The following is an 18,678-nucleotide window of genomic DNA, read 5'->3' as shown; positions in this document are numbered from 1 at the left end:
AAGTTATTTTTGTGCGAGCCGTGTGGCACCGAATCCGAACACGAAGGAAAGGCCGGATAGCGAGAGCGGCAAAATCGAAAGCCGCATCAGCATCGGAATGCCGGGGAGCAACCACGCGGTCACCGAGATTAGCGCCGTAATGGCAAGCACCGCTGCCTGGCACAGGAACAGTACACGGGTCTTGCCCGCGATCACGAAAAAGTTACTCCAAAAATCCGAGGATCTGAACGCGGCGGCAGCGAGGAACAATGGCAGATAAGCGGTAACGCTCGCGTACCGGGAGAAGTAGGTCGAAATGCCCCACTTGAGAATCCAGTAGCCGGGGATGGCGAGCACTGCCAGCACCGCGAAAAACGCGACGGAAATTTGGCGCGTTCGACGCGCCACGGCTTGAGGGCCGTCATGATACAGCTGAGCCGCGAGACTGGGGAACAGATTGGCGTTGATCGTCGTTTGCAGCGTCGAAGCCATAGCCAGGAGCGTCCATATGAATGCGAACGCCGCAAAGTCATGCTTGTCGAGCAGCGAGGACGCTGTCCAGCGATCGGCATTCTGGACAAGGAACGCCAGTAAAGTCGTGGTGAACAGCGCGGCTGCCGTGCGCCATTCCACTTTCGGCAGATGCCGAATTGCCAGCCGGCAAAGTCCGAGCACCGGCCGGCCATATCGGGTACTGGCACGCACGGCCGCTACCACGACCATCAACAGCGTCGCACAGATCTCCGCCATCAGAATGGCTTCCGCCCGGTCGGTCCACCAGGCCGCCAGAATACCCGCCACCGAGACGGCGATGCTTCGCAGAAACAGGGTGCCGGAGAATTCCGTCTGCAACAGGCGGCTCTTGCTTTCCGTCGAGACGATGCCGAACAATTGATTGCTCAACCCGTGGATCGTGGCCAGCGCCAGCAACCCGCCGCCTGCGCTTGCGAGCGTGATGCCGGTCATGCCCATCAACAACATCGGTATCGCGCAGGCGACGGTCGCGATCGTGACCTCGATCATCATTATCATGCCGCGCGTGACGCGTCCGGACGCGAACAACTGCGGCAGGTCGCGTTGCATGAGCAGGAAGAAGCCAAACGCGCTGATCATCGTCAGCGATGCGGAAATCAGGATGCCGACGCTCAGCGTACCGAACTCACCGATCGGCAGGGTTTTCGCATACGCAAGCATGCGCGCCATCATCACGACGGCGGCACACCCGTTCAGGAAAATGGTGCCAAAGTTGCGTTTGTAGCTCATCAGGCACCATGACCGACGAAAATGCGGACGCCTGTGATGCACCCGCAGAGATAAAACGTTGATACGAACATCATCACGTTAGACGATCAGATGCAGATCACTTTCGTCACGGTTGTCATGCATGACACCGTAGTCGAATAACGCAAATTGCAGTTGAAGTAGCAGGCGAGCCTGACGCACTGGCGTGCGACCCTTGTGGATGCATAGCGTATTTTCAGCGAAGCCGGTGCCGGCCGGGCCACAGATTTCCCGGATATCGTCCGGGGCATAGGCGCTATCGATTTCTTCGTCGGCGTAACGGCGAACCTTGATCGCATCAAAACGCTGCAAGGTTGGCGGACGATGGTGGGAGCCCGCGACGGCCACGTGAGCGCCGTCACCCGGCAGGACATCGGTCAGGTAGAAGAAGAACTTGAAGAACCGGAAGCAATCGACGTCGCGATGGTAGAGGTGGGCGTGCTTGAAACGATCCTCTTCGCGCGCCTTTACGGCATACGTCCACCACAGGTTGGCGCCGACGAACGACGGCACCGAACCGATGTAGCGAGCGGCGATCCATTCGATCAACGGATCGTGTCGAAGCTTGTCGATGGTTGGACAGTTGCGTTGCGTATTGAAGTACTGTGCCAGCAAAATCGGCTTGCCGAGCACCTTTTCTGCAGCCTCGCGTTGATCAGGGCGAAATCCGTACGCCGGCTCGCGATCGGCATAGCAATTGGCCTGAGCGGCGTACGCCTTGATTTCCTCGACCATGTGAACGGGAATCTTGAGACCGAAGGCCAGTCCGTCGGTCTCAAGCGTCTGGACGAATTCCGGACCGCTCACACCGGCGAAGACGCTCTTGTGCATGCGTGCTTCGCATTCTGCGAGAAACTGCTGGAGGCGGGCGTTCTGCAACAGGCTGCGTGAACGGCTGACAGCATTACGCGCGAGACGGAACCGGGCCGGCACGCGCATGAGCGTGTAGCCAGGTTGCGTCATCAGACTGCGCGTCAAATTTCGAACACGGCTCATGTTGGCAAACTCCCCAGAGATAACTTGAATGAACGTAACGGGCTGACACGTTCTAACGGTCGCCGATCGGCATGCGATCGCGAACCTCGTCGATCCAGCGAAATACGCCACGACGATTGACGGGATGATAATTTGTCGGGATCGGACGCTGAGCTTCGCGGAGTTCGGCCCAGTTGCGCGCGGTCAACAACGCGAGCACACGATCTTCACCGACAGTGTCGTTGGCGACAACGTCGTCGTCAGCGCTCACGCGACGATTTTGAATGAGGCGTTCGAGCCGTTCACCGTCGACGTTCGGATCGTAAAGGTAATGCGTGGTCGTTTTCGCGCGAACGGCGGAGACGTACTGGTTAAAACGAAAGTTGAACGCATACGCAAAGCGCAGTACTTTACGGGCGATTTCGTCTGGCGACTGCTTTCCGATTTGCGCCAGATTCGGAGCGTCGTCCGGACCGTAGTACTGAATCTGGAACCCGGCGCGCTGATAGATCGAGGTGCCGAGCGCGATGATCTGTTTGCCTAGGGCGCCGCCTTCGAAGGCGGCGCTACCGCCATTCACGACGATGGCATCGGTTTGCGCGATCAATCCAAGCGTGCTGGTGCGGTCTTTGCTGCCGATGACGTGCACGCCGCGTCTCTGCGCCCATTCTGTGTACATGCGCTCAGCCAGTCCGCCGTCGCGCAGGCCGATAGTCTCCCCCCAGTTCGGGTGGCAGCGCAGGATACAACTGGCCGGGTTCACCTCGAGTTGCGTTAGCAGGCTGTCGAGCGCCGCAATCTGATTCGGCCACTGTGTCTTCCAGTCAGGATGGCCGTCAAACTCGTTCAGGCTGCTGGGCGTGATCAACAGTCGCATGCCATTGCTGGCGGCGGGCCATTCCCGATCTTCTGCGTTGCGGTTGTAGGCGCGCCATTCGAGCGTATTGTCTCGCAGGAATCGGCCGGCCAGCAGACTGGCCACGACGCGTGCCTGCTGCTCGGTGAGTGGCTTGTTGCTGTACTCCGCGACGACTTTGCCCACGGCATCGAGACCCAGGCAGTTCTGGTCGGGAATCAGGAGGAGTCCGTCGCCGAACCATGTTCGTTCGACGGAAATGAACGGAATGCCCTTGGCGCGCGCAGCTTCCATCAGGCCACGCGGACCTTCCATACGGCCATTGAAGCAGACGATTGCGTCGAGATTGCGCGATTCGATCCAACGTGTGGCCGCTGCGAATGCCTCCGCCGCGCCGATGGTCAGGCGTGCGTGCAACTGCTTGAACGTGTCGGTCAGCTTATCTTCAGGACTTTCCGTGCGCAGGATGGTGCAAGCGCCGGAGAAACCCCAGCGCTTTGCGCCCTCGGCGACGGCGGCTGCGCCGACGGGATTTCGGAGGTTGCGCATCGAGTCGACCGACTTGCCCGTAAACGAGCGAATACCGCCCAGCGTGCATTTGAAGCACTCTCGCAAGCCCTGGTCCTGATCGCGCAGCGCTCGCGTGTAGCAGTGCGTGAGCGCGCCGTCGCAGCTCAGGTAGGAGACGTCGTGCCCGCGCCCACGCATCATTTCACCTAACCAGTAGATGTGTTCGACATGGGGCCTATAGGCGTAAATACTTGCGAAACCGATGCGCATAACTTCCAGATGTGAAGGTAGGCTTGCTGCTCAGGCCAGCAAATCCCAGGACAGCGGCGTACCGCGTGGAATGTCCTGCTTGACGGTGCGGCCCAAGATGTCGTGCAGGTGGCGCGGTGCCAGACCGAATCCCGGTCGAATCGCACGCACGCTTGTGCCGTCGAGCGTTTCGCCGGCACGCAGATCACGCGTGATGTATAAGGAACGACGGAACACCAGCGACTTCTTCTCGGCGGCTGTCGGGCCGTAAGCGACCTTGCCCAGGCCTTGCCAGGCGCGCTTGGTTTCAACGACCAGCGACGCGAGCTCATGTGGCTCGAGCGAGAAAGTGGAGTCGACCCCCCCATCGGCGCGGTCGAGCGTGAAATGTTTTTCGATGACGGTCGCACCCAGCGCTACGCTCGCGACGGAAACACCCACCCCCATCGTGTGATCAGAGAGGCCGACTTCGCAATCGAACAGATCCCGCATGTGCGGAATGGTGCGGATGTTCGTGTTCTCAGGCGTGGCAGGATAGGTGCTGGTGCACTTGAGCAGAATCAGATCGCGGCAGCCGGCTTCACGCGCGGCGCGCACCGACAGGTCCAGTTCGGCCACCGTTGCCATCCCGATCGATATAATCATCGGCTTGCCGGTGCGTGCGACCTTCTGAATCAGCGGAATGTCCGTGTTCTCGAACGACGCGATCTTGTAAAGCGCGACATCCAGTTTCTCCAGAAAGTCCACTGCCGTGTCGTCGAACGGCGTGCTGAACGGAATCATGCCGTGGCTGCGCGCGCGCTCGAAGATCGCCATGTGCCATTCCCATGGGGTATGGGCCTCGTGGTACAGCTCGTAGAGCGATTTGCCGTGCCAGAGACTCTTCGGATCCGAGATGAAGAACTCGCGCTCGCGGATATCGAGCGTCATTGTGTCGGCGGTATACGTCTGGATCTTCAGCGCGTGGGCCCCCGATGAAGCCGCTGCATCGACAATTTCCAACGCGCGATCGAGCGACTGGTTATGGTTCCCGGACATCTCCGCGATAATGAACGGCTCGTGTTCCTGACCGACGAGGCGGCCACCGATATTGATCGTCATAGTGCTACTCCGTGCAACGAACCGGCGGGCACAGGCCGCGCCGTCTTGCCGCAATGAGGCAAGTTGTGGTGTTTGGCAGCGCAGGTATCTTCTGCGTGCATTCGGGCGACATTCCGATCACTGATGCCAAAATCGTGAGTTGTGTCAGTGTTGAGCATGCCCGGACCATTCAAAAATCAGCGATGCGGGGTCTTGTCGGTCGTCATGCATCAGCGCCATTGACGCGCGCGAGAGCTTGTCCCGGCGCGTGCTGTCGTGTGCGAGTGCCACGACTTCGCGTGCGATGACGTCCGGCGCGAGATCGGTAGCGTCTCCCAGATTGCAGACGAACCCGGCGGTAGCCAGATCGTTGGCAGAGGGGCGTTGATTGTCCGCGAGCACGATGACCACCGTCGGCAGGCCTAGTGCGCATCGTTCCCAGGTCGCGGATCCGCAAGCGCCGATCGCCAGATCGGCGCCCGCCATGAGTTCCGCCATATTGTCGATCTGGACATGCAGGCGGATCTGCGGCATCGCAGCACAATGTTCGCGCACGTTTGCCAGATGCGGAGCGTTCGCGCCGAGCACCACGTCAGTCGGGACGTCGCGTAGCGGCGAGAGCTCGAGTGCGTCGAGCACCTTGCCCGTCACGTTGTCGGCATCCACGCCACCCATGAACACGAGCAGTCGCCGTATTTTATCCGGGATCGTGCGTGGCGGGTGGGGTCCGAGAAACGCCGGCCGCAGCAACGCGTTGGCAGGCCCCAGAAGCTTGACGCAGTCGACCGGCACGCGTCCTTCGTATCGACGGCGCGGATCCAAATGAAAATTCTGGTCGAGCAGGATGTCGCAGTCGTGACCGCGATCGGCGAGATCGTCGATCACCATGATGCGCGGTGCCGACGTCCGGGCAAGGCGTTCCCAGCGCTCGTCGAGGGCATAGTGGTCGACGACGAGCCAGTCGGGCTTCACTAGCGCAAGCACCTGCTGCGTCTCGATCAGGTCGGTTTGCCAGGGCACACCCAGCCAGCGAGCATGGGCGAGCGGCGTGTCCGGCGAGTCTTGCACGACGGGGGCTGCTGTCGTCGCGGACGATGCCGTTAACGCAAGCCAAGCATATCCGCGCGCGGCAATCACATCGCCGGCGTGCCCCGGGTGAGGGCGGCCGACGAAGGTCACATCCGCGCCACGCGTGCGCAAACGATCCGCCAGTGTCAGGCATCGCATGACGTGGCCGGAGCCGATTTGGATCGACGCGTCCGCGCGAATGACGACCTTCATCGACTTACCGGACTTTGAACAGCGGTTCGAGCGGCTTGCACTTGAGCATGGACTCGATGCCGCCCTCGCGCACCGCCCTCACCAGCATCGGCAGAGTGTGATCGTACGCCCGGAAGAGCGCATCAATGTCGGCGTCTGAGTGGCTGTAGCTCAGGTTGTGTGTGCCGAACGTGAGAATGCCATTCTCAAGCATTTCCTGCATGAACAGGGTCTTCAGATACCACGTCGAATAACGGTCCGTATCCTTGATCAGCAGGAAGCTCCACGTCGGGTGGCCCGAGACCGACAGGAAGTCCTCGGCACCGAGCGCTGCAATGCGGCTGCGCAGACCGTCGATGATCTTCAGGCCTTGCGATGTGAGCGTTGCCGTAACCGGCTCGCGCTCGAGCTTGCGCATGGTCGCAAGTGCGGCAGCCAGCGAGAGCGTTTCGCCACCGAACGTGAAGGAGAAGAAGACTTCTTCCATCAGTTGCATGACGTCGGCACGACCAGCGACGGCCGAGACCGGGTATCCGTTTGCAAGGCCTTTGCCGAAGGTCGCCAGATCGGGTGTGACATCGAACAATTCCTGCGCGCCGCCGTTGGCGTAGCGGAAGCCCGTGATCGTTTCATCGAACACGAGCAGTGCACCGTGCTTGTGCGCCAGGGCCTTGACCGCAGCGAGGAAGCCGGGCATCGGCTCGACGACATTCATCGGCTCCATGATGACGGCGGCGACCTGATCCGGATGCGCTTTGAAAATCGCTTCGAGGCTATCGATGTCGTTGTACGCCCACGAGTGCGAAAGGGCGCGTGTCGCTTCGGGTACGCCGCGATTACGCAGCGTGGTGCCGATGTACCAGTCCTGCCAGCCGTGGTAGCCGCACACGGCGACATGATCGCGTCCCGTGAAAGCGCGCGCAACGCGAACCGCGCCGGCCGTTGCGTCGGAGCCGTTCTTGCCGAAGCGCACGCGTTCCGCGCAAGGGACCATCTTCACAATCTGCTCGGCCACTTCCATCTCGAGACGGTGAGGTAGCGAGAAAATCACACCGCTGTCTAGCTGCGCGCGCACGGCAGCATCCACATCGGGGTCGCGATGTCCGAGCGTGACGGCAGCGAGGCTACCGATCATGTCGACGTATTCGTTACCGTCCACATCCCACAGGTGCGAGCCCTGACCGCGCTCGATGAAGTATGGGGAGACGCCGAACGGATACTGCGTGCGACTCTTGCTGAAGGTTTGCGAGCCGAGTGGAATCGTGTTCAAGGCTCGCTCAAGCAGCGTTTCGGACTGTTGATAGCGTTGGGACATAGATCACCCCTTGGGGGTAGTGAGCGCGTCTTGGGAAAGGGACGCCAAATAGCCCGCGTTCCGGGCCTGTTCGGTATTGAGCAACTGCAATTCAGGGCTACGGGCGAGCAGCGCCAGCACGTCGGCATAATCGAACGCCGGATTCTCGGCGTATAGCGCTTCGTACACCGCCTCGGCGAAAAGGAAATCTGCGGGGGTATCCACGGTCCAGCGCAGCGAGGACAGGTCGCGATCGTTGGTCAGATTGCCGAGTCGGAAGCGTTCCGGGTGCTTGTAGATGAACGAGGTGACGTGCTCGCGCTCAGACGGCTGCGACGCTTCGCGCCAGATCGTGCGCAGCACTTCGGCCTGGAAAATCTCGGCGTCCAGACCATCGGGATACGTCGGCGGTAGCGTGTTGCTGGCGTAATCGAATCCGCCCTTGAGATAGAGATCGATGACGGCGTCGACAGTTGCCGGGTCGGTCAACGGGCAATCGGCGGTTAGGCGGACCACGTGGTCGACCGTCTTCGATTCGATCGCGCGATAGAAGCGATCGAGCACATCGTTCAGACTGCCGCGAAACACAGGCACACCGGCGTTGTGGCAAACCCCGGCAAGTTCGTCGTCGGACGATTCTTCGCTGGTCACCACCACCAGTTCATCGATACGGCGCACCCGACGCAGCCGCTCGATCTGCCTCAGGATCATCGGTTGACCGAGCAAAGGCTTTAGCACTTTTCCCGGCAGACGGCTCGAACTGCAACGTGCTTGAAGCAACGCGATGATGGTCATGTCGACTCCTTGAGCATTCGCGCCCAGTTCGCCGGATTGACGGCAGGCGAGGTTGCCATGTTGCAGGCGGCAAAGCCATCGACATTCAGTGTCTGGACTCGCTGCCAGGCGGCAACGATTTCGTCGAGTTGCGCCACGTTCTGCACGCCCGTGACGATGTGGTCGATCGGCAAGGTGCGCAGGAAAGACAGTGCGCCTTCCAGCGGGCTCAGGCCTGCTTCCCGGCAGATGTCCCGAAAGCGTTCGAACCCTGGCGTCAGCGATTTGAGGAAGGATGGCAGTACGTCGGCCATCAACAATCCTTGCAGGAATGCCGATCGTGTGTGGACTTCGATATTGCGTTCGCGCAGCCACGCCAACGTTCCCGATGTGGCAAACGATTGATCGAGCACGTTGATCGGCACCTGAATCAGGTCGATCGCGAAGTCCTGCGCAATCGCGCGGGCTTCTTCCGGTGTGTAAACCGACGTGCCGAGCTGGGCAATTGCGCCGTTGCCGCGCAGCCTTTGAAGGGCACTGTACAGTGCCTTGCCGTGCGAACCGAGAAGGTCGCTCGCGTGATGGACGAGGAGCCCGTCGAGCTGCGTAACGCGCAGGCGCGCGAGCGATTCGCCGACACGTGCGACGACCTGACCCACCGGATCGCTTTCGCCGGCGGATGCCAGCGGGAGCGTCTTGCTGATAATGCGAAAGCCGCGCGTTTCGCTGTGCGCGCGGCCGAGTACTATTTCACTTTCACCGTAGGCTGCGGCGGTGTCGAGGACCTCGACACCGGCGTCCTTTGCGCGTAGAAGAATGTCGCGCGCCGTGCTTTCGGAGACCTGACCGCTGGCGTTGGTGATGCCGTAAGCCAGTCCGAACTGGACCGTTCCCAGCGCCAGTTTCATTGCAGCGACTCTCCGAGGGTCTTTGCGACGTAGTCCTGTTGCGCTTCCGTGAGCGTCGGGAACATCGGCAGACTGATCGCGCGGGCGTAATAGCCTTCCGCCGTCGGGAAGTCGCCTGCCTTGAAGCCCATCTGTGCGTAGTACGGCTGGAGGTGCACCGGAATATAGTGCACGTTGACATGCACACCGGCCGCACGCATCCGGTCGAACGTCTCGCGGCGACGGCTCGCATCGTCGACCATGATCGGATACAGGTGGAGTCCGGAATAGCCGTCGGGCGACTGGAATGGCGTGGTCAGCGGCAGGTCGGCCAACAACGCGTCGTAGCGCTTGGCCAGCGCGTGACGGCGCGCGACAAACGAATCGATGCGCGTCATCTGACTCACGCCCAACGCAGCCTGCATCTCGGTCATCCGATAGTTGTAGCCCAGATCAAGTTGCTGGTAATACCAGTCACCTTCGGACTTCGCTGTCATCTGCGCCGGATCTCGCGTGATGCCGTGCGAGCGCGCACGGCGCATCGCGTCGGCCAGTGCGGCCGAGTGCGTAATACAAAGGCCGCCTTCGGCTGTCGTGACAATCTTGACAGGGTGGAAGCTGAAAACGGTGATGTCCGCAAATTCGCTGCCGCCGATCGGGTGATCAAGATAAAGTCCGCCGATCGCATGCGATGCGTCTTCGATGATCGCGAAGCCATATTCGTTCGCCAACTCGCGCATACGACGCATGTCATTGGACTGACCGGCGAAGGCGACGGGAATGACGACCTTGGGCAGCTTGCCGCAAGTCGACGCTTCCTTGAGCTTGCGCTCCAGTTGCTCGGCGCACATCGAATACGTGCGCACATCGATGTCGACGAAATCGACATCGGCACCGCAGTATCGCGCGCAGTTCGCTGAAGCGACGAACGTGTTCGGGCTGGTCCAGACGGTGTCACCCGGACCCACGCCAAGCGCCATGCACGCGATGTGAAGGGCAGACGTCGCGCTGTTGACCGCCACACCGTGAGGTGCGCCGACATAGGTGGCGACGGCTTGCTCGAAGGCTGGCACGGCCGGACCCTGCGTCAGAAAATCCGACTGGAGTACCGCGGTGACGGCGTCAATGTCTTCCTGAGAAATATCCTGCCGGCCGTACGGAATCATGCCATCGCCTTCACATTGAATTCGCGGATTTCGGCTGGCGAAAGGAAGTGCGGGTTGTTGCCCGAGTTGTATTCGAAGCCTTGCTTGACCGGCGTACTTTGCTCGCTGAGCATGTTCGTCGGGTAGTCGAAGTCGGCATGATTGAACTTGATCGTCGGGCGCAGCACGTAGTGATCGCCGAATTCGAGCGTCAGGTGCGAGTCGTCGGCCGGGCACATGATTTCATGAAGCTTCTCGCCCGGGCGGATACCAACTTCGTCCATGTCGATGCCGGGGGCCATGGCTTCCACGAGATCCGTAATACGGATCGAAGGAATCTTCGGCACGAAAATTTCGCCGCCGTGCATGCGCTCGAAATTCTTCAGCACGAAATCCACGCCGTCTTGCAAGCTGATCCAGAAGCGCGTCATTTCGCGATGCGTGACCGGCAGCTTCTTGTTGCCTTCGTCGAGCAGCTTCTGGAAGAACGGAACCACCGAGCCACGCGAGCCGACCACGTTGCCATAGCGCACAACGGCGAACGACGTTTGATTCGCGCCGACCATGTTGTTGGCTGCGACGAACAGCTTGTCCGAAGCGAGCTTGGTTGCGCCGTAAAGGTTGATCGGATTGGCGGCCTTGTCCGTCGACAGCGCGATGACCTTGTGGACGTTATTCGCGATGGAGGCGTTGATGACGTTTTCCGCGCCGTGAATATTCGTCTTGATGCATTCGAGCGGATTGTATTCTGCCGCAGGCACTTGCTTGAGCGCAGCTGCGTGAATGACGTAGTCAACGCCGCGCATGGCTTGCGATAGTCGTTCGCCATCGCGAACGTCGCCGATGAAGTAGCGCATGCACGGATCGTTGAACTCCTGCGCCATTTCGAACTGCTTGAGTTCGTCGCGCGAGTAAATCACCAAGCGCTTTGGCTTGTAGCGAGCGAGGATGGTGCGGACGTATTTTTTGCCGAACGACCCGGTGCCGCCCGTGATCAAAATCGATTTATCGTTGAACATTGCGAATCTATTCCGAACTGCGAGAAGTGCACTAAGTGCGATTACTGGGCGTTAGACGAATGCGCGAAAGTACTGAACGGTCTGCTGCAGACCTTCACGCAATGCCACGGTCGGTTTCCACCCGATAACCGACTCGGCAAGTCGCGTATCCGGTTGGCGTTGCGTCGGGTCATCGGCGGGTAACGGCTTGAATGCGATTTCGGACTTTGATCCCGTGAGTTCGATGATGGTCGATGCCAACTCAAGCATGGTTATCTCATGGGGATTGCCGAGATTCATCGGTCCGGTGAAGCCCTTTGGGGTCTCCATCAGCGCGATGATACCGCTGATCAGATCGTCAACGTAGCAGAATGACCGGGTCTGACGGCCTTCGCCGAAGATGGTGATCGGCTCGCCGCACAGCGCTTGCATGATGAAGTTCGACACGACACGTCCGTCGTTCTGATGCATGCGCGGGCCGTACGTGTTGAAAATGCGCGCGACCTTGATATCCAACGCGTGCTGACGGTGGTAGTCGAAGAACAGGGTTTCGGCGCAGCGCTTGCCTTCGTCGTAGCACGAGCGGATACCGATCGGGTTCACATTGCCCCAGTAGCTCTCCGGCTGCGGATGCACCACCGGGTCGCCATAGACTTCGCTGGTCGATGCCTGGAAGATGCGGGCGCCGACGCGCTTGGCCAGACCAAGCATATTGATCGCACCATGCACGGACGTCTTGGTCGTCTGCACCGGATCGTGCTGGTAGTGCACCGGCGATGCCGGGCACGCCATGTTGTAAATCTGATCGACTTCGAGGTAGAGCGGGAACGTCACGTCATGACGAATGAACTCGAACCGGGGGTTAGCGAGCAGATGTTCGATGTTTTGCTTAGCGCCGGTAAACAGATTGTCGACGCACAGGACTTCATGCCCCTGACCGAGCAGTCGTTCACAGAGATGCGAGCCGAGAAAGCCGGCGCCGCCGGTCACCAAGATACGCTGGCGAGAGTTGTAGTTGCGCATAACCAGTTGCTTCAGGAGCGGCCGATGCCGTAATACTCAAACCCCCGCACCGTAATACCCGCGGGGGACGAAAACGTCTTGTCCGTCCGGGACAGCCCCCGGACATTTTTCGGAATTCGGCACGATGCGAGCCGATCCCGATCGCTCGGGCCTGACACCCGGTCCGTCGATCCTGGTAGATGCCGGGCGGCACATGTTCTATCTGTGCCCTTAAAGGGCCGGAGCATTTCGACAGGGAAATCCACGCGATTAACATCGCGTCGGTAGCGCATCAAGCCTATGGCAGGGCACGCTGCCCGATCGCCCAGTCTTGCGAGATGAATGCGGGTCATGAGACCGACATCGCTCGTGTCGGCAGTAATGATTCTTATTTGCATTAAACGGGTGCGCTACAAATACCAATTGTGGCAGAGCCCCCACCCGTCGGGCTACAACGCTTACGTTTTGATGCAACGAGTGTTGTTCTCATCTAACAATGAAACGAACCTTCGCCGGCCTTGACCGATCTGGCCCGAGGGGCGTGGATCTGCTGATTTGTTATCTTGGTGCCACGAGAACCGCGGCGTCAGGTAACTCCGAGTGCGTGCCCGAAACCGCGCGGCCTGCATTGTACCGGAATACACACCTTTCTCCGCCTTTCGAGCCCTTGCATTCTCGAAAAGAATCCACGATGTCAGACTTCATGGTCATTTTCAGAGGAATCTAGGCAGAGGCCATGGGGTCGCAACGGGAAGATGCACGAATCGAGATTTCGTTGTGGTAGACAAAACCGAAACTTGTGATTTTGATGAATCTTGGGAAGATTCACTCCTATATAATTGCGCGCTAGTTATTCGATTTCCCCTCTGATATCACAATCTTATGCCCACGGTAAAGGTTTCATCGAGTGACGAAATGTCGCTCGCGCAGTTCTTCAGGTCCTATTTGTGGCTCATTGTTGGAAGTTGCATGGCCGGTGCTGTGATTGGCCTCGTGGTTTCCCTGATCGTTCAGCCGAACTGGACTGCGCGAATGACGATCCAGGTGGGTCAGATTCAGGCGGCAGAAGGAAAGGGGCCGGCAATCCCGATTGGAACGGCGCTGTCGGGGGTGGAGCGTCTGAGCGAGCCGAGCTTCAAGCTGGCTGTGCTCAAGCGTCTGGGGATTAAACTCGCGGAAGACGCCCGACCGGAATCGCAACTTGCATTCTCTTCGTTGCGCGCATCGCCGGCGAAGGCGCTCGACATGATCAATGTGCAGGTTTCGCGGCGCTCGCCGGAAGAGGCCGAGAAAACCCTCAATGCGGTGTGGCAAGAGTATTCGATGCGCGATCAGGCGTTGTTCGATACGACGATGGCGCGTCTCAAGACAGCGCTTGCGGACACGCAGTCGGACATTGCGGCGATCAAGAAGCGTCTCGCCGAAGGCAATCAGGCGCTCGATACTGGAGCGGCGCAGGGTGACATGAGCACCCGTGGCTTGCTGCTTGGCAATATTGCCTCGTTGTCGACGGGACAGCTTGTGGCGTTGCAAGAGCGCGAGCTTGGCCTTGAGAGTGCGCTGGACCCACTGCGCTCTTATCCGACGCGTCTTGTTGGGGAAGTCTACACGCCGCTCAAACCAAGTTCACCCGTCAAGTCGCTTTATGTGGCGGGTGGTTTCGCTCTGGGCCTGTTGTTGAGCCTGTTGGTCGCGTTGGCTCGTGCCACATTCTCCGGCGGCAACGTTGGCGCGCAACGCCAATAAGTCTTGCTTGACACACAACCGTCCATCCACCTAAATCTATCAAATCTCCGGGATGGATCAGATCTTGGTCCGATCCATCTTCGCTCTGCAGCCCGCGCCATCCTACGGGCCTTGACTCCTCACATCGACCAACTAGCCTAAGAAAGGTGGAGCCATCAGGCCTTCGTGCGCACAGGTGTCCCGGCAGGCTGCCAAGCGGTGTTCAGCATTCGATCCAGCTGCCGGGTCAAAGGCTGCACCTGCAGACGTGATACGAGCGGTCGGCAGAAAATCGGATGGGGAGGACGGCAACGTGCAGATAATCTTGTACGGCGATTGTGGCGCGAGCGCGCATCCGGGCGCTCGCACAGCCCGGTAGCACGGCGCGCCATGGCCCTCCCCGTCCTCCTAACCGCCTTGGTCGCCGCCGCCCTGGCCTTCCATTTCTGGAGCCCGTGGTGGCAGACGCCGCTGGCGTCTAACTGGCGCCAGATGGACGACACCCTCACGATCACGCTGGTGATCACCGGCGTGGCCTTTGCCGCCGTCAATCTCTTCGTTGCCTGGGCGATCTACCGTTACCGCCATCGCGACGGGCACCGCGCGGCCTACGAGCCCCACAACCGGCGTCTCGAAGCTTGGCTCATCGGTATCACAACCGTTGGCATAGCCGCCATGCTCGCACCGGGCCTATTCGTCTATGCCAAACTCATCAATCCCCCCGCCAATGCTCATGTCGTCGAAGTCGTCGGCCAGCAGTGGCAATGGCGTTTCCGCCTGCCGGGCCCCGACGGGCGGCTCGGCAGTTCCGACCCGAGCTATGTCACCGCGGACAACCCGCTCGGCCTGAATCCCAAGGATCCCGCGAATCAGGACAACCGTATCGTCGACGCCCCCGAACTGCATTTGCTCGTCGGCCAGCCAGTGAAATTGCTGCTGCGCGCCAAAGATGTCCTTCATGACTTCTACGTCCCGCCCTTCCGCACGCGCATGAACATGGTGCCGGGCATGGTCACGCAGATGTGGCTCACTCCCACGCGAATCGGGCGCTTCGACATCCTCTGCGCACAGCTTTGTGGCGTCGGCCACGCCAACATGCGCGGCGTTGTTGTGGTCGACGACAAGCCCGCCTACGACGCCTGGGTGGCCACACTCCCCACCTTTGCTGCACTGCAAGCGCAACATGCCGGGGCGGCGACGTCTGACCCGCTCGCGGCGAAAGGCAAATTGCTGGCGCAGGCGAAGGGCTGTGCCGCGTGCCACACGGTCGACGGCTCGCCCGGCGTCGGGCCGACCTGGAAAGGTCTGTACGGCACGACGCAGACGTTTCAGGATGGCAGTTCGGCGCACGTCGACGACGCGTACCTGGCGACCTTCATCCGCAATCCGACCGCACGAGTGCCCAAGGGTTTCGCGCCAATCATGCCCAAGCTCGATCTCACTGACGACGAGCTAAAGGCGCTCATCACGTACATCCGGACGCTGGGTTCCGCGCCGCCCCCGGAGGCCGCCCCTTCACAGCCGGCAACGCCTGCGCCCGCCGCTGCCATGTACGCGCCTCTCCAACCGGTAGCGTTGGGCCTGACGACCCAATCGGCTCGCGCTCAGCCCGCCGTACAACTCGCCCAAAACTCACTGCTGACACCGCGTCCGCCCGCACAGTACGCGCCGCTGACGCCATCCGGTCCGTCAAGCTCAAGCTCGCAGCCGCCGTCTCAGCCGGCACGCCGGCCGGGGCAAGCGCCGGGGCTACCGTTGCAGAACGACCCGAACACGACGTTGCCGCCACTGGCTATCCCGCCGGCACAGCCCGTCAATCCGCCGTCGGGGCCCGCGCAGCCGCGCGTGCCGATGATTCGCCCCGCGCCTTAGCGCGACCTCGGATTTTGTAGACGCATCCTCGCAGACGCATCACCACGGAAACATCGGAAGAATGCACCGCAAGGTCAGCGCCGCGACGCAAGACGGGACAGCAGGGGACAACACGACACGAGACAGCACGAGATCGCACGAGACAGCACGAGACGACACGACATACCTAGACATGGTGCGGCACCGTGCGACATAGCACCACGCAGAACGACATAGCGCGAGACGCCACAAGACAACACAACACGAGACAACACAACTCGAATCAGCGACAGATCCCACAGGGAGACAAGTCATGACCGGCGACTCCGACAGTTCCGACAGTGCAGCCCACGCCGGTGGGTACCACGGCGCTCCGCACAGCTTCTGGACGAAATATGTCTGGAGCCAGGACCACAAGGTCATTGCAGTGCAATACGCGTGCACGGCCATCGCCGTGGGACTCGTCGGGCTCGTCCTCTCGAACCTCATGCGCATGCAACTGGGGTTCCCGGGCAAGTTCTCCTTCATCGACGCCAACCACTACTACCAGTACGTCACCATGCACGGCATGATCATGGTGATCTACCTGCTCACGGCACTGTTCCTCGGCGGCTTCGGTAACTACCTCATCCCGCTGATGGTCGGGGCGCGCGACATGGTCTTCCCGTTCCTGAACATGCTCAGTTACTGGGTCTACCTGCTCGCCGTCATCGTGCTGATGGTGAGCTTCTTCGTGCCCGGCGGCCCGACCGGCGCGGGCTGGACACTCTACCCTCCGCAAGCGATTCTCCCCGGCACGCCGGGCACCGAGTGGGGCATCGTGCTGATGCTCGTCTCGCTGGCCATCTTCATCGTGGCCGCCACGATGGGCGGCCTCAATTACGTCACCACCGTGCTGCAAGCCCGCGCCGAAGGCATGACATTGCTGCGCATGCCGCTCACGGTCTGGGGCATCGTGATGGCCACGGTGCTCGCGTTGCTGGCCTTCCCGGCATTGTTTGTCTCCGCCGTCATGATGCTGCTCGACAAGACCCTGCACACGAGCTTCTTCATGCCGGCCATCGTGTCGATGGGCCAACCGCTCGACTATCGCGGCGGCAGCCCCCTCCTGTTTCAGCACCTGTTCTGGTTCTTCGGTCACCCCGAGGTGTACATCGTCGCGCTGCCCGCCTTCGGCATCGTCTCGGATCTCATCAGCGTGCACGCACGCAAGAACATCTTCGGCTACCGCATGATGGTCTGGGCGATCCTCGCCATCGGCGCGCTCTCGGTCGTCGTCTGGGCGCACCACATGTTCATCAGCGGCATGAATCCGTACTTCGGATTCTTCTTCGCCACGACCACCCTCATCATCGCCATCCCTACCGCGATCAAGGTCTACAACTGGGTGCTCACGCTGTGGCGCGGTGACATCCATCTGACCGTGCCGATGCTGTTCGCCATCGGCTTCATCAGCACCTTCGTGATCGGCGGCCTCACCGGACTCTTCCTCGGCAACGTCAGCGTCGACATGCCGCTGTCGAATACCTACTTCGTGGTCGCGCACTTCCACATGGTGATGGGCGTGTCGCCGCTGCTCGTGATCTTCGGCGGCATCTACCACTGGTATCCGCTCATCACCGGCAGACGGATGAACGACCGCCTCGGCCAATGGCATTTCTGGATCACGTTCCTCGGCACCTATGCGATCTTCTTCCCGATGCACTACCTCGGCATTCTCGGCATGCCGCGCCGCTACTACGAGTTCAAGGGCTACAGTTTCATCCCCGAGTCGGCGCACACGATGAACGCCTACATCTCGATAGCGGCGTTCATCGTGGCCGCCGGGCAATTGCTGTTCCTGTTCAACCTCGCCTGGAGCGTGCGGCACGGCAAGCCGGCCGGCGCGAACCCGTGGCGTGCGGCGTCGCTCGAATGGCAAACGCCCGACGTGCCGCCTGAGCATGGTAACTGGGGGCCGATTGCGCCCGTGGTCTATCGCTGGCCTTATGAATACAGCGTACCGGGCGACATCGACGACGTCGTGCCGCAGAACCTCGCCCCAGATCCACGACGCCCCGCCACGCTCGTACAGGGCGACTCGGCGGCGCTGCACCGTCGCGACACGCCGCCGCCCCCACCGACCAAGTCACCCAAGTCACCCAAGGGAGCCGCACCATGAAGCCCGCTCCGTCATGGCCGTCCCCGCCATCGGGGGGCGTGCCCATCGCTCAGCCGCAGCGTCGCGCGGCGTCGCAGGTCGCGCTCTGGTGGCTCATGGGTGTGATCGGCATGCTGTTCGCGCTGATGCTCGTGGCGTATGTGATGCGCATGAGTCTCGGAGACTGGCGTCCGCTACCGTCGATCAACGCACTGTGGATCAACACGGGGATGCTGGCCGCCGCATGCCTCGTAATGCAGTCGTCGGTCTGGCAAGCTCGACACGGAGAGTTGCGACGCTCACGTCGGGACTGGGCGCTGGCGGGTGGGTTCGCGCTCGCGTTCGTCATCGGGCAACTTTGGGTGTGGCATGACCTGACCCTGCGCCACTTCGGCGTGGCCGGCAATCCCGCCAATAGCTTCTTCTACCTGCTCACGGGGTTACACGCGCTGCATCTGCTCGGGGGCGGCGTGGCGTGGGCGTGCCTCGCGTCGCGTCGGCTTACCCATGCCGCGCGCGCACGACGCCTGTCGTTGACCGCGCAGTACTGGCACTTCCTTTTCGTGCTCTGGATCGTGCTGTTCGCGGCCATCGTCAATCTCACGCCGGAGATCGCGCAGCGACTGTGCGGCACTGCCGCCGTCGGTTCGTAACGCGTCGAGGAGCGACATC

Annotated in this window: 15 protein-coding genes and 1 pseudogene; 5 read left to right on the top strand and 11 right to left on the bottom strand. The window is 60.9% G+C overall.

Features of this window, described 5'->3' with window-relative positions; translation table 11 throughout:
* Nucleotides 1-3: 3 nt before the first annotated feature.
* The gene (locus A985_RS0111560; protein WP_232424600.1) at nucleotides 4-945 is read right to left on the bottom strand and encodes a lipopolysaccharide biosynthesis protein; all 942 of its coding nucleotides are present in this window, start codon (nucleotides 943-945) and stop codon (nucleotides 4-6) included.
* On the opposite strand from A985_RS0111560, the gene A985_RS29220 reads away from it, so the two are divergent.
* The gene (locus A985_RS29220) at nucleotides 944-1,237 is read left to right on the top strand and encodes a hypothetical protein (RefSeq protein ID WP_232424599.1); all 294 of its coding nucleotides are present in this window, start codon (nucleotides 944-946) and stop codon (nucleotides 1,235-1,237) included. The genes A985_RS0111560 and A985_RS29220 overlap by 2 nt on opposite strands.
* Before the next feature lie 83 nt (nucleotides 1,238-1,320).
* On the opposite strand, the gene A985_RS0111555 is transcribed toward A985_RS29220, so the two are convergent.
* The 10 genes from A985_RS0111555 to A985_RS0111510 all read right to left on the bottom strand — a co-directional run bounded on the left by A985_RS0111555 (nucleotide 1,321) and on the right by A985_RS0111510 (nucleotide 12,311).
* Entirely contained in the window at nucleotides 1,321-2,256 is a 936-nt protein-coding gene (locus A985_RS0111555) for a hypothetical protein (protein WP_026131872.1), read from the bottom strand.
* Nucleotides 2,257-2,308: 52 nt separating this feature from the next.
* The gene (locus A985_RS0111550; RefSeq protein ID WP_017233560.1) at nucleotides 2,309-3,802 is read right to left on the bottom strand and encodes a hypothetical protein; all 1,494 of its coding nucleotides are present in this window, start codon (nucleotides 3,800-3,802) and stop codon (nucleotides 2,309-2,311) included.
* A 99-nt stretch (nucleotides 3,803-3,901) separates the two neighbouring features.
* Nucleotides 3,902-4,951: a pseudaminic acid synthase gene (gene pseI / locus A985_RS0111545; RefSeq protein WP_017233559.1), complete on the bottom strand. Its 1,050-nt coding sequence runs from the start codon at nucleotides 4,949-4,951 to the stop codon at nucleotides 3,902-3,904.
* Nucleotides 4,952-5,095: 144 nt separating this feature from the next.
* The gene (pseG, locus tag A985_RS0111540; protein WP_017233558.1) at nucleotides 5,096-6,211 is read right to left on the bottom strand and encodes a UDP-2,4-diacetamido-2,4,6-trideoxy-beta-L-altropyranose hydrolase; all 1,116 of its coding nucleotides are present in this window, start codon (nucleotides 6,209-6,211) and stop codon (nucleotides 5,096-5,098) included.
* A 4-nt stretch (nucleotides 6,212-6,215) separates the two neighbouring features.
* Complete coding sequence (locus A985_RS0111535; RefSeq protein ID WP_017233557.1) at nucleotides 6,216-7,505, bottom strand: aminotransferase class III-fold pyridoxal phosphate-dependent enzyme; 1,290 nt, start codon at nucleotides 7,503-7,505, stop codon at nucleotides 6,216-6,218.
* Nucleotides 7,506-7,508: 3 nt separating this feature from the next.
* On the bottom strand, nucleotides 7,509-8,279 hold the full coding sequence (locus tag A985_RS0111530; RefSeq protein WP_017233556.1) for a cytidylyltransferase domain-containing protein: 771 nt from the start codon (nucleotides 8,277-8,279) through the stop codon (nucleotides 7,509-7,511).
* On the bottom strand, nucleotides 8,276-9,166 hold the full coding sequence (locus A985_RS0111525) for an aldo/keto reductase (RefSeq protein WP_017233555.1): 891 nt from the start codon (nucleotides 9,164-9,166) through the stop codon (nucleotides 8,276-8,278). The genes A985_RS0111530 and A985_RS0111525 overlap by 4 nt, the downstream gene beginning before the upstream one ends.
* The gene (gene pseC, locus A985_RS0111520; RefSeq protein ID WP_017233554.1) at nucleotides 9,163-10,311 is read right to left on the bottom strand and encodes a UDP-4-amino-4,6-dideoxy-N-acetyl-beta-L-altrosamine transaminase; all 1,149 of its coding nucleotides are present in this window, start codon (nucleotides 10,309-10,311) and stop codon (nucleotides 9,163-9,165) included. The genes A985_RS0111525 and pseC overlap by 4 nt, the downstream gene beginning before the upstream one ends.
* Nucleotides 10,308-11,309: a UDP-N-acetylglucosamine 4,6-dehydratase (inverting) gene (pseB, locus tag A985_RS0111515; protein ID WP_017233553.1), complete on the bottom strand. Its 1,002-nt coding sequence runs from the start codon at nucleotides 11,307-11,309 to the stop codon at nucleotides 10,308-10,310. Before pseB ends, pseC begins: the two co-directional genes overlap by 4 nt.
* Nucleotides 11,310-11,360: 51 nt before the next feature.
* The gene (locus A985_RS0111510) at nucleotides 11,361-12,311 is read right to left on the bottom strand and encodes a UDP-glucuronic acid decarboxylase family protein (RefSeq protein ID WP_017233552.1); all 951 of its coding nucleotides are present in this window, start codon (nucleotides 12,309-12,311) and stop codon (nucleotides 11,361-11,363) included.
* Between the two features lie 948 nt (nucleotides 12,312-13,259).
* On the opposite strand from A985_RS0111510, the gene A985_RS0111505 reads away from it, so the two are divergent.
* The 4 genes and pseudogenes from A985_RS0111505 (at nucleotide 13,260) to A985_RS0111490 (ending at nucleotide 18,659) form a co-directional block, all read left to right on the top strand.
* On the top strand, nucleotides 13,260-14,036 hold the full coding sequence (locus tag A985_RS0111505) for a hypothetical protein (RefSeq protein ID WP_157211434.1): 777 nt from the start codon (nucleotides 13,260-13,262) through the stop codon (nucleotides 14,034-14,036).
* A 369-nt stretch (nucleotides 14,037-14,405) separates the two neighbouring features.
* Nucleotides 14,406-15,527: pseudogene (locus tag A985_RS25155) on the top strand (c-type cytochrome); the annotation flags it as partial.
* A gap of 652 nt (nucleotides 15,528-16,179) precedes the next feature.
* On the top strand, nucleotides 16,180-18,027 hold the full coding sequence (ctaD, locus tag A985_RS0111495; protein WP_017233549.1) for a cytochrome c oxidase subunit I: 1,848 nt from the start codon (nucleotides 16,180-16,182) through the stop codon (nucleotides 18,025-18,027).
* Nucleotides 18,024-18,659 (top strand): cytochrome c oxidase subunit 3, encoded by a 636-nt coding sequence (locus A985_RS0111490; RefSeq protein ID WP_017233548.1) that lies wholly within the window; start codon nucleotides 18,024-18,026, stop codon nucleotides 18,657-18,659. Before ctaD ends, A985_RS0111490 begins: the two co-directional genes overlap by 4 nt.
* The last annotated feature ends 19 nt before the right edge of the window (nucleotides 18,660-18,678 follow it).

Source organism: Pandoraea sp. B-6, from assembly GCF_000282835.1.
In the GTDB taxonomy this organism is placed as follows: Bacteria; Pseudomonadota; Gammaproteobacteria; order Burkholderiales; family Burkholderiaceae; genus Pandoraea; species Pandoraea cepalis.
The sequence above is the reverse complement of the archived record's forward strand: the minus strand, read 5'-3'. Positions and strand labels throughout refer to the sequence as shown.

What these genes read in the sequence shown, in the direction of transcription:
- A985_RS29220 (WP_232424599.1), top strand. Translation starts at nt 944, where the DNA reads ATGCCCATCAACAACATCGGTATCGCGCAGGCGACGGTCGCGATCGTG.
- A985_RS0111560 (WP_232424600.1), bottom strand. Translation starts at nt 945, where the DNA reads ATGACCGGCATCACGCTCGCAAGCGCAGGCGGCGGGTTGCTGGCGCTG.
- A985_RS0111555 (WP_026131872.1), bottom strand. Translation starts at nt 2,256, where the DNA reads ATGAGCCGTGTTCGAAATTTGACGCGCAGTCTGATGACGCAACCTGGC.
- A985_RS0111550 (WP_017233560.1), bottom strand. Translation starts at nt 3,802, where the DNA reads ATGATGCGTGGGCGCGGGCACGACGTCTCCTACCTGAGCTGCGACGGC.
- pseI (WP_017233559.1), bottom strand. Translation starts at nt 4,951, where the DNA reads ATGACGATCAATATCGGTGGCCGCCTCGTCGGTCAGGAACACGAGCCG.
- pseG (WP_017233558.1), bottom strand. Translation starts at nt 6,211, where the DNA reads ATGAAGGTCGTCATTCGCGCGGACGCGTCGATCCAAATCGGCTCCGGC.
- A985_RS0111535 (WP_017233557.1), bottom strand. Translation starts at nt 7,505, where the DNA reads ATGTCCCAACGCTATCAACAGTCCGAAACGCTGCTTGAGCGAGCCTTG.
- A985_RS0111530 (WP_017233556.1), bottom strand. Translation starts at nt 8,279, where the DNA reads ATGACCATCATCGCGTTGCTTCAAGCACGTTGCAGTTCGAGCCGTCTG.
- A985_RS0111525 (WP_017233555.1), bottom strand. Translation starts at nt 9,166, where the DNA reads ATGAAACTGGCGCTGGGAACGGTCCAGTTCGGACTGGCTTACGGCATC.
- pseC (WP_017233554.1), bottom strand. Translation starts at nt 10,311, where the DNA reads ATGATTCCGTACGGCCGGCAGGATATTTCTCAGGAAGACATTGACGCC.
- pseB (WP_017233553.1), bottom strand. Translation starts at nt 11,309, where the DNA reads ATGTTCAACGATAAATCGATTTTGATCACGGGCGGCACCGGGTCGTTC.
- A985_RS0111510 (WP_017233552.1), bottom strand. Translation starts at nt 12,311, where the DNA reads ATGCGCAACTACAACTCTCGCCAGCGTATCTTGGTGACCGGCGGCGCC.
- A985_RS0111505 (WP_157211434.1), top strand. Translation starts at nt 13,260, where the DNA reads ATGGCCGGTGCTGTGATTGGCCTCGTGGTTTCCCTGATCGTTCAGCCG.
- ctaD (WP_017233549.1), top strand. Translation starts at nt 16,180, where the DNA reads ATGACCGGCGACTCCGACAGTTCCGACAGTGCAGCCCACGCCGGTGGG.
- A985_RS0111490 (WP_017233548.1), top strand. Translation starts at nt 18,024, where the DNA reads ATGAAGCCCGCTCCGTCATGGCCGTCCCCGCCATCGGGGGGCGTGCCC.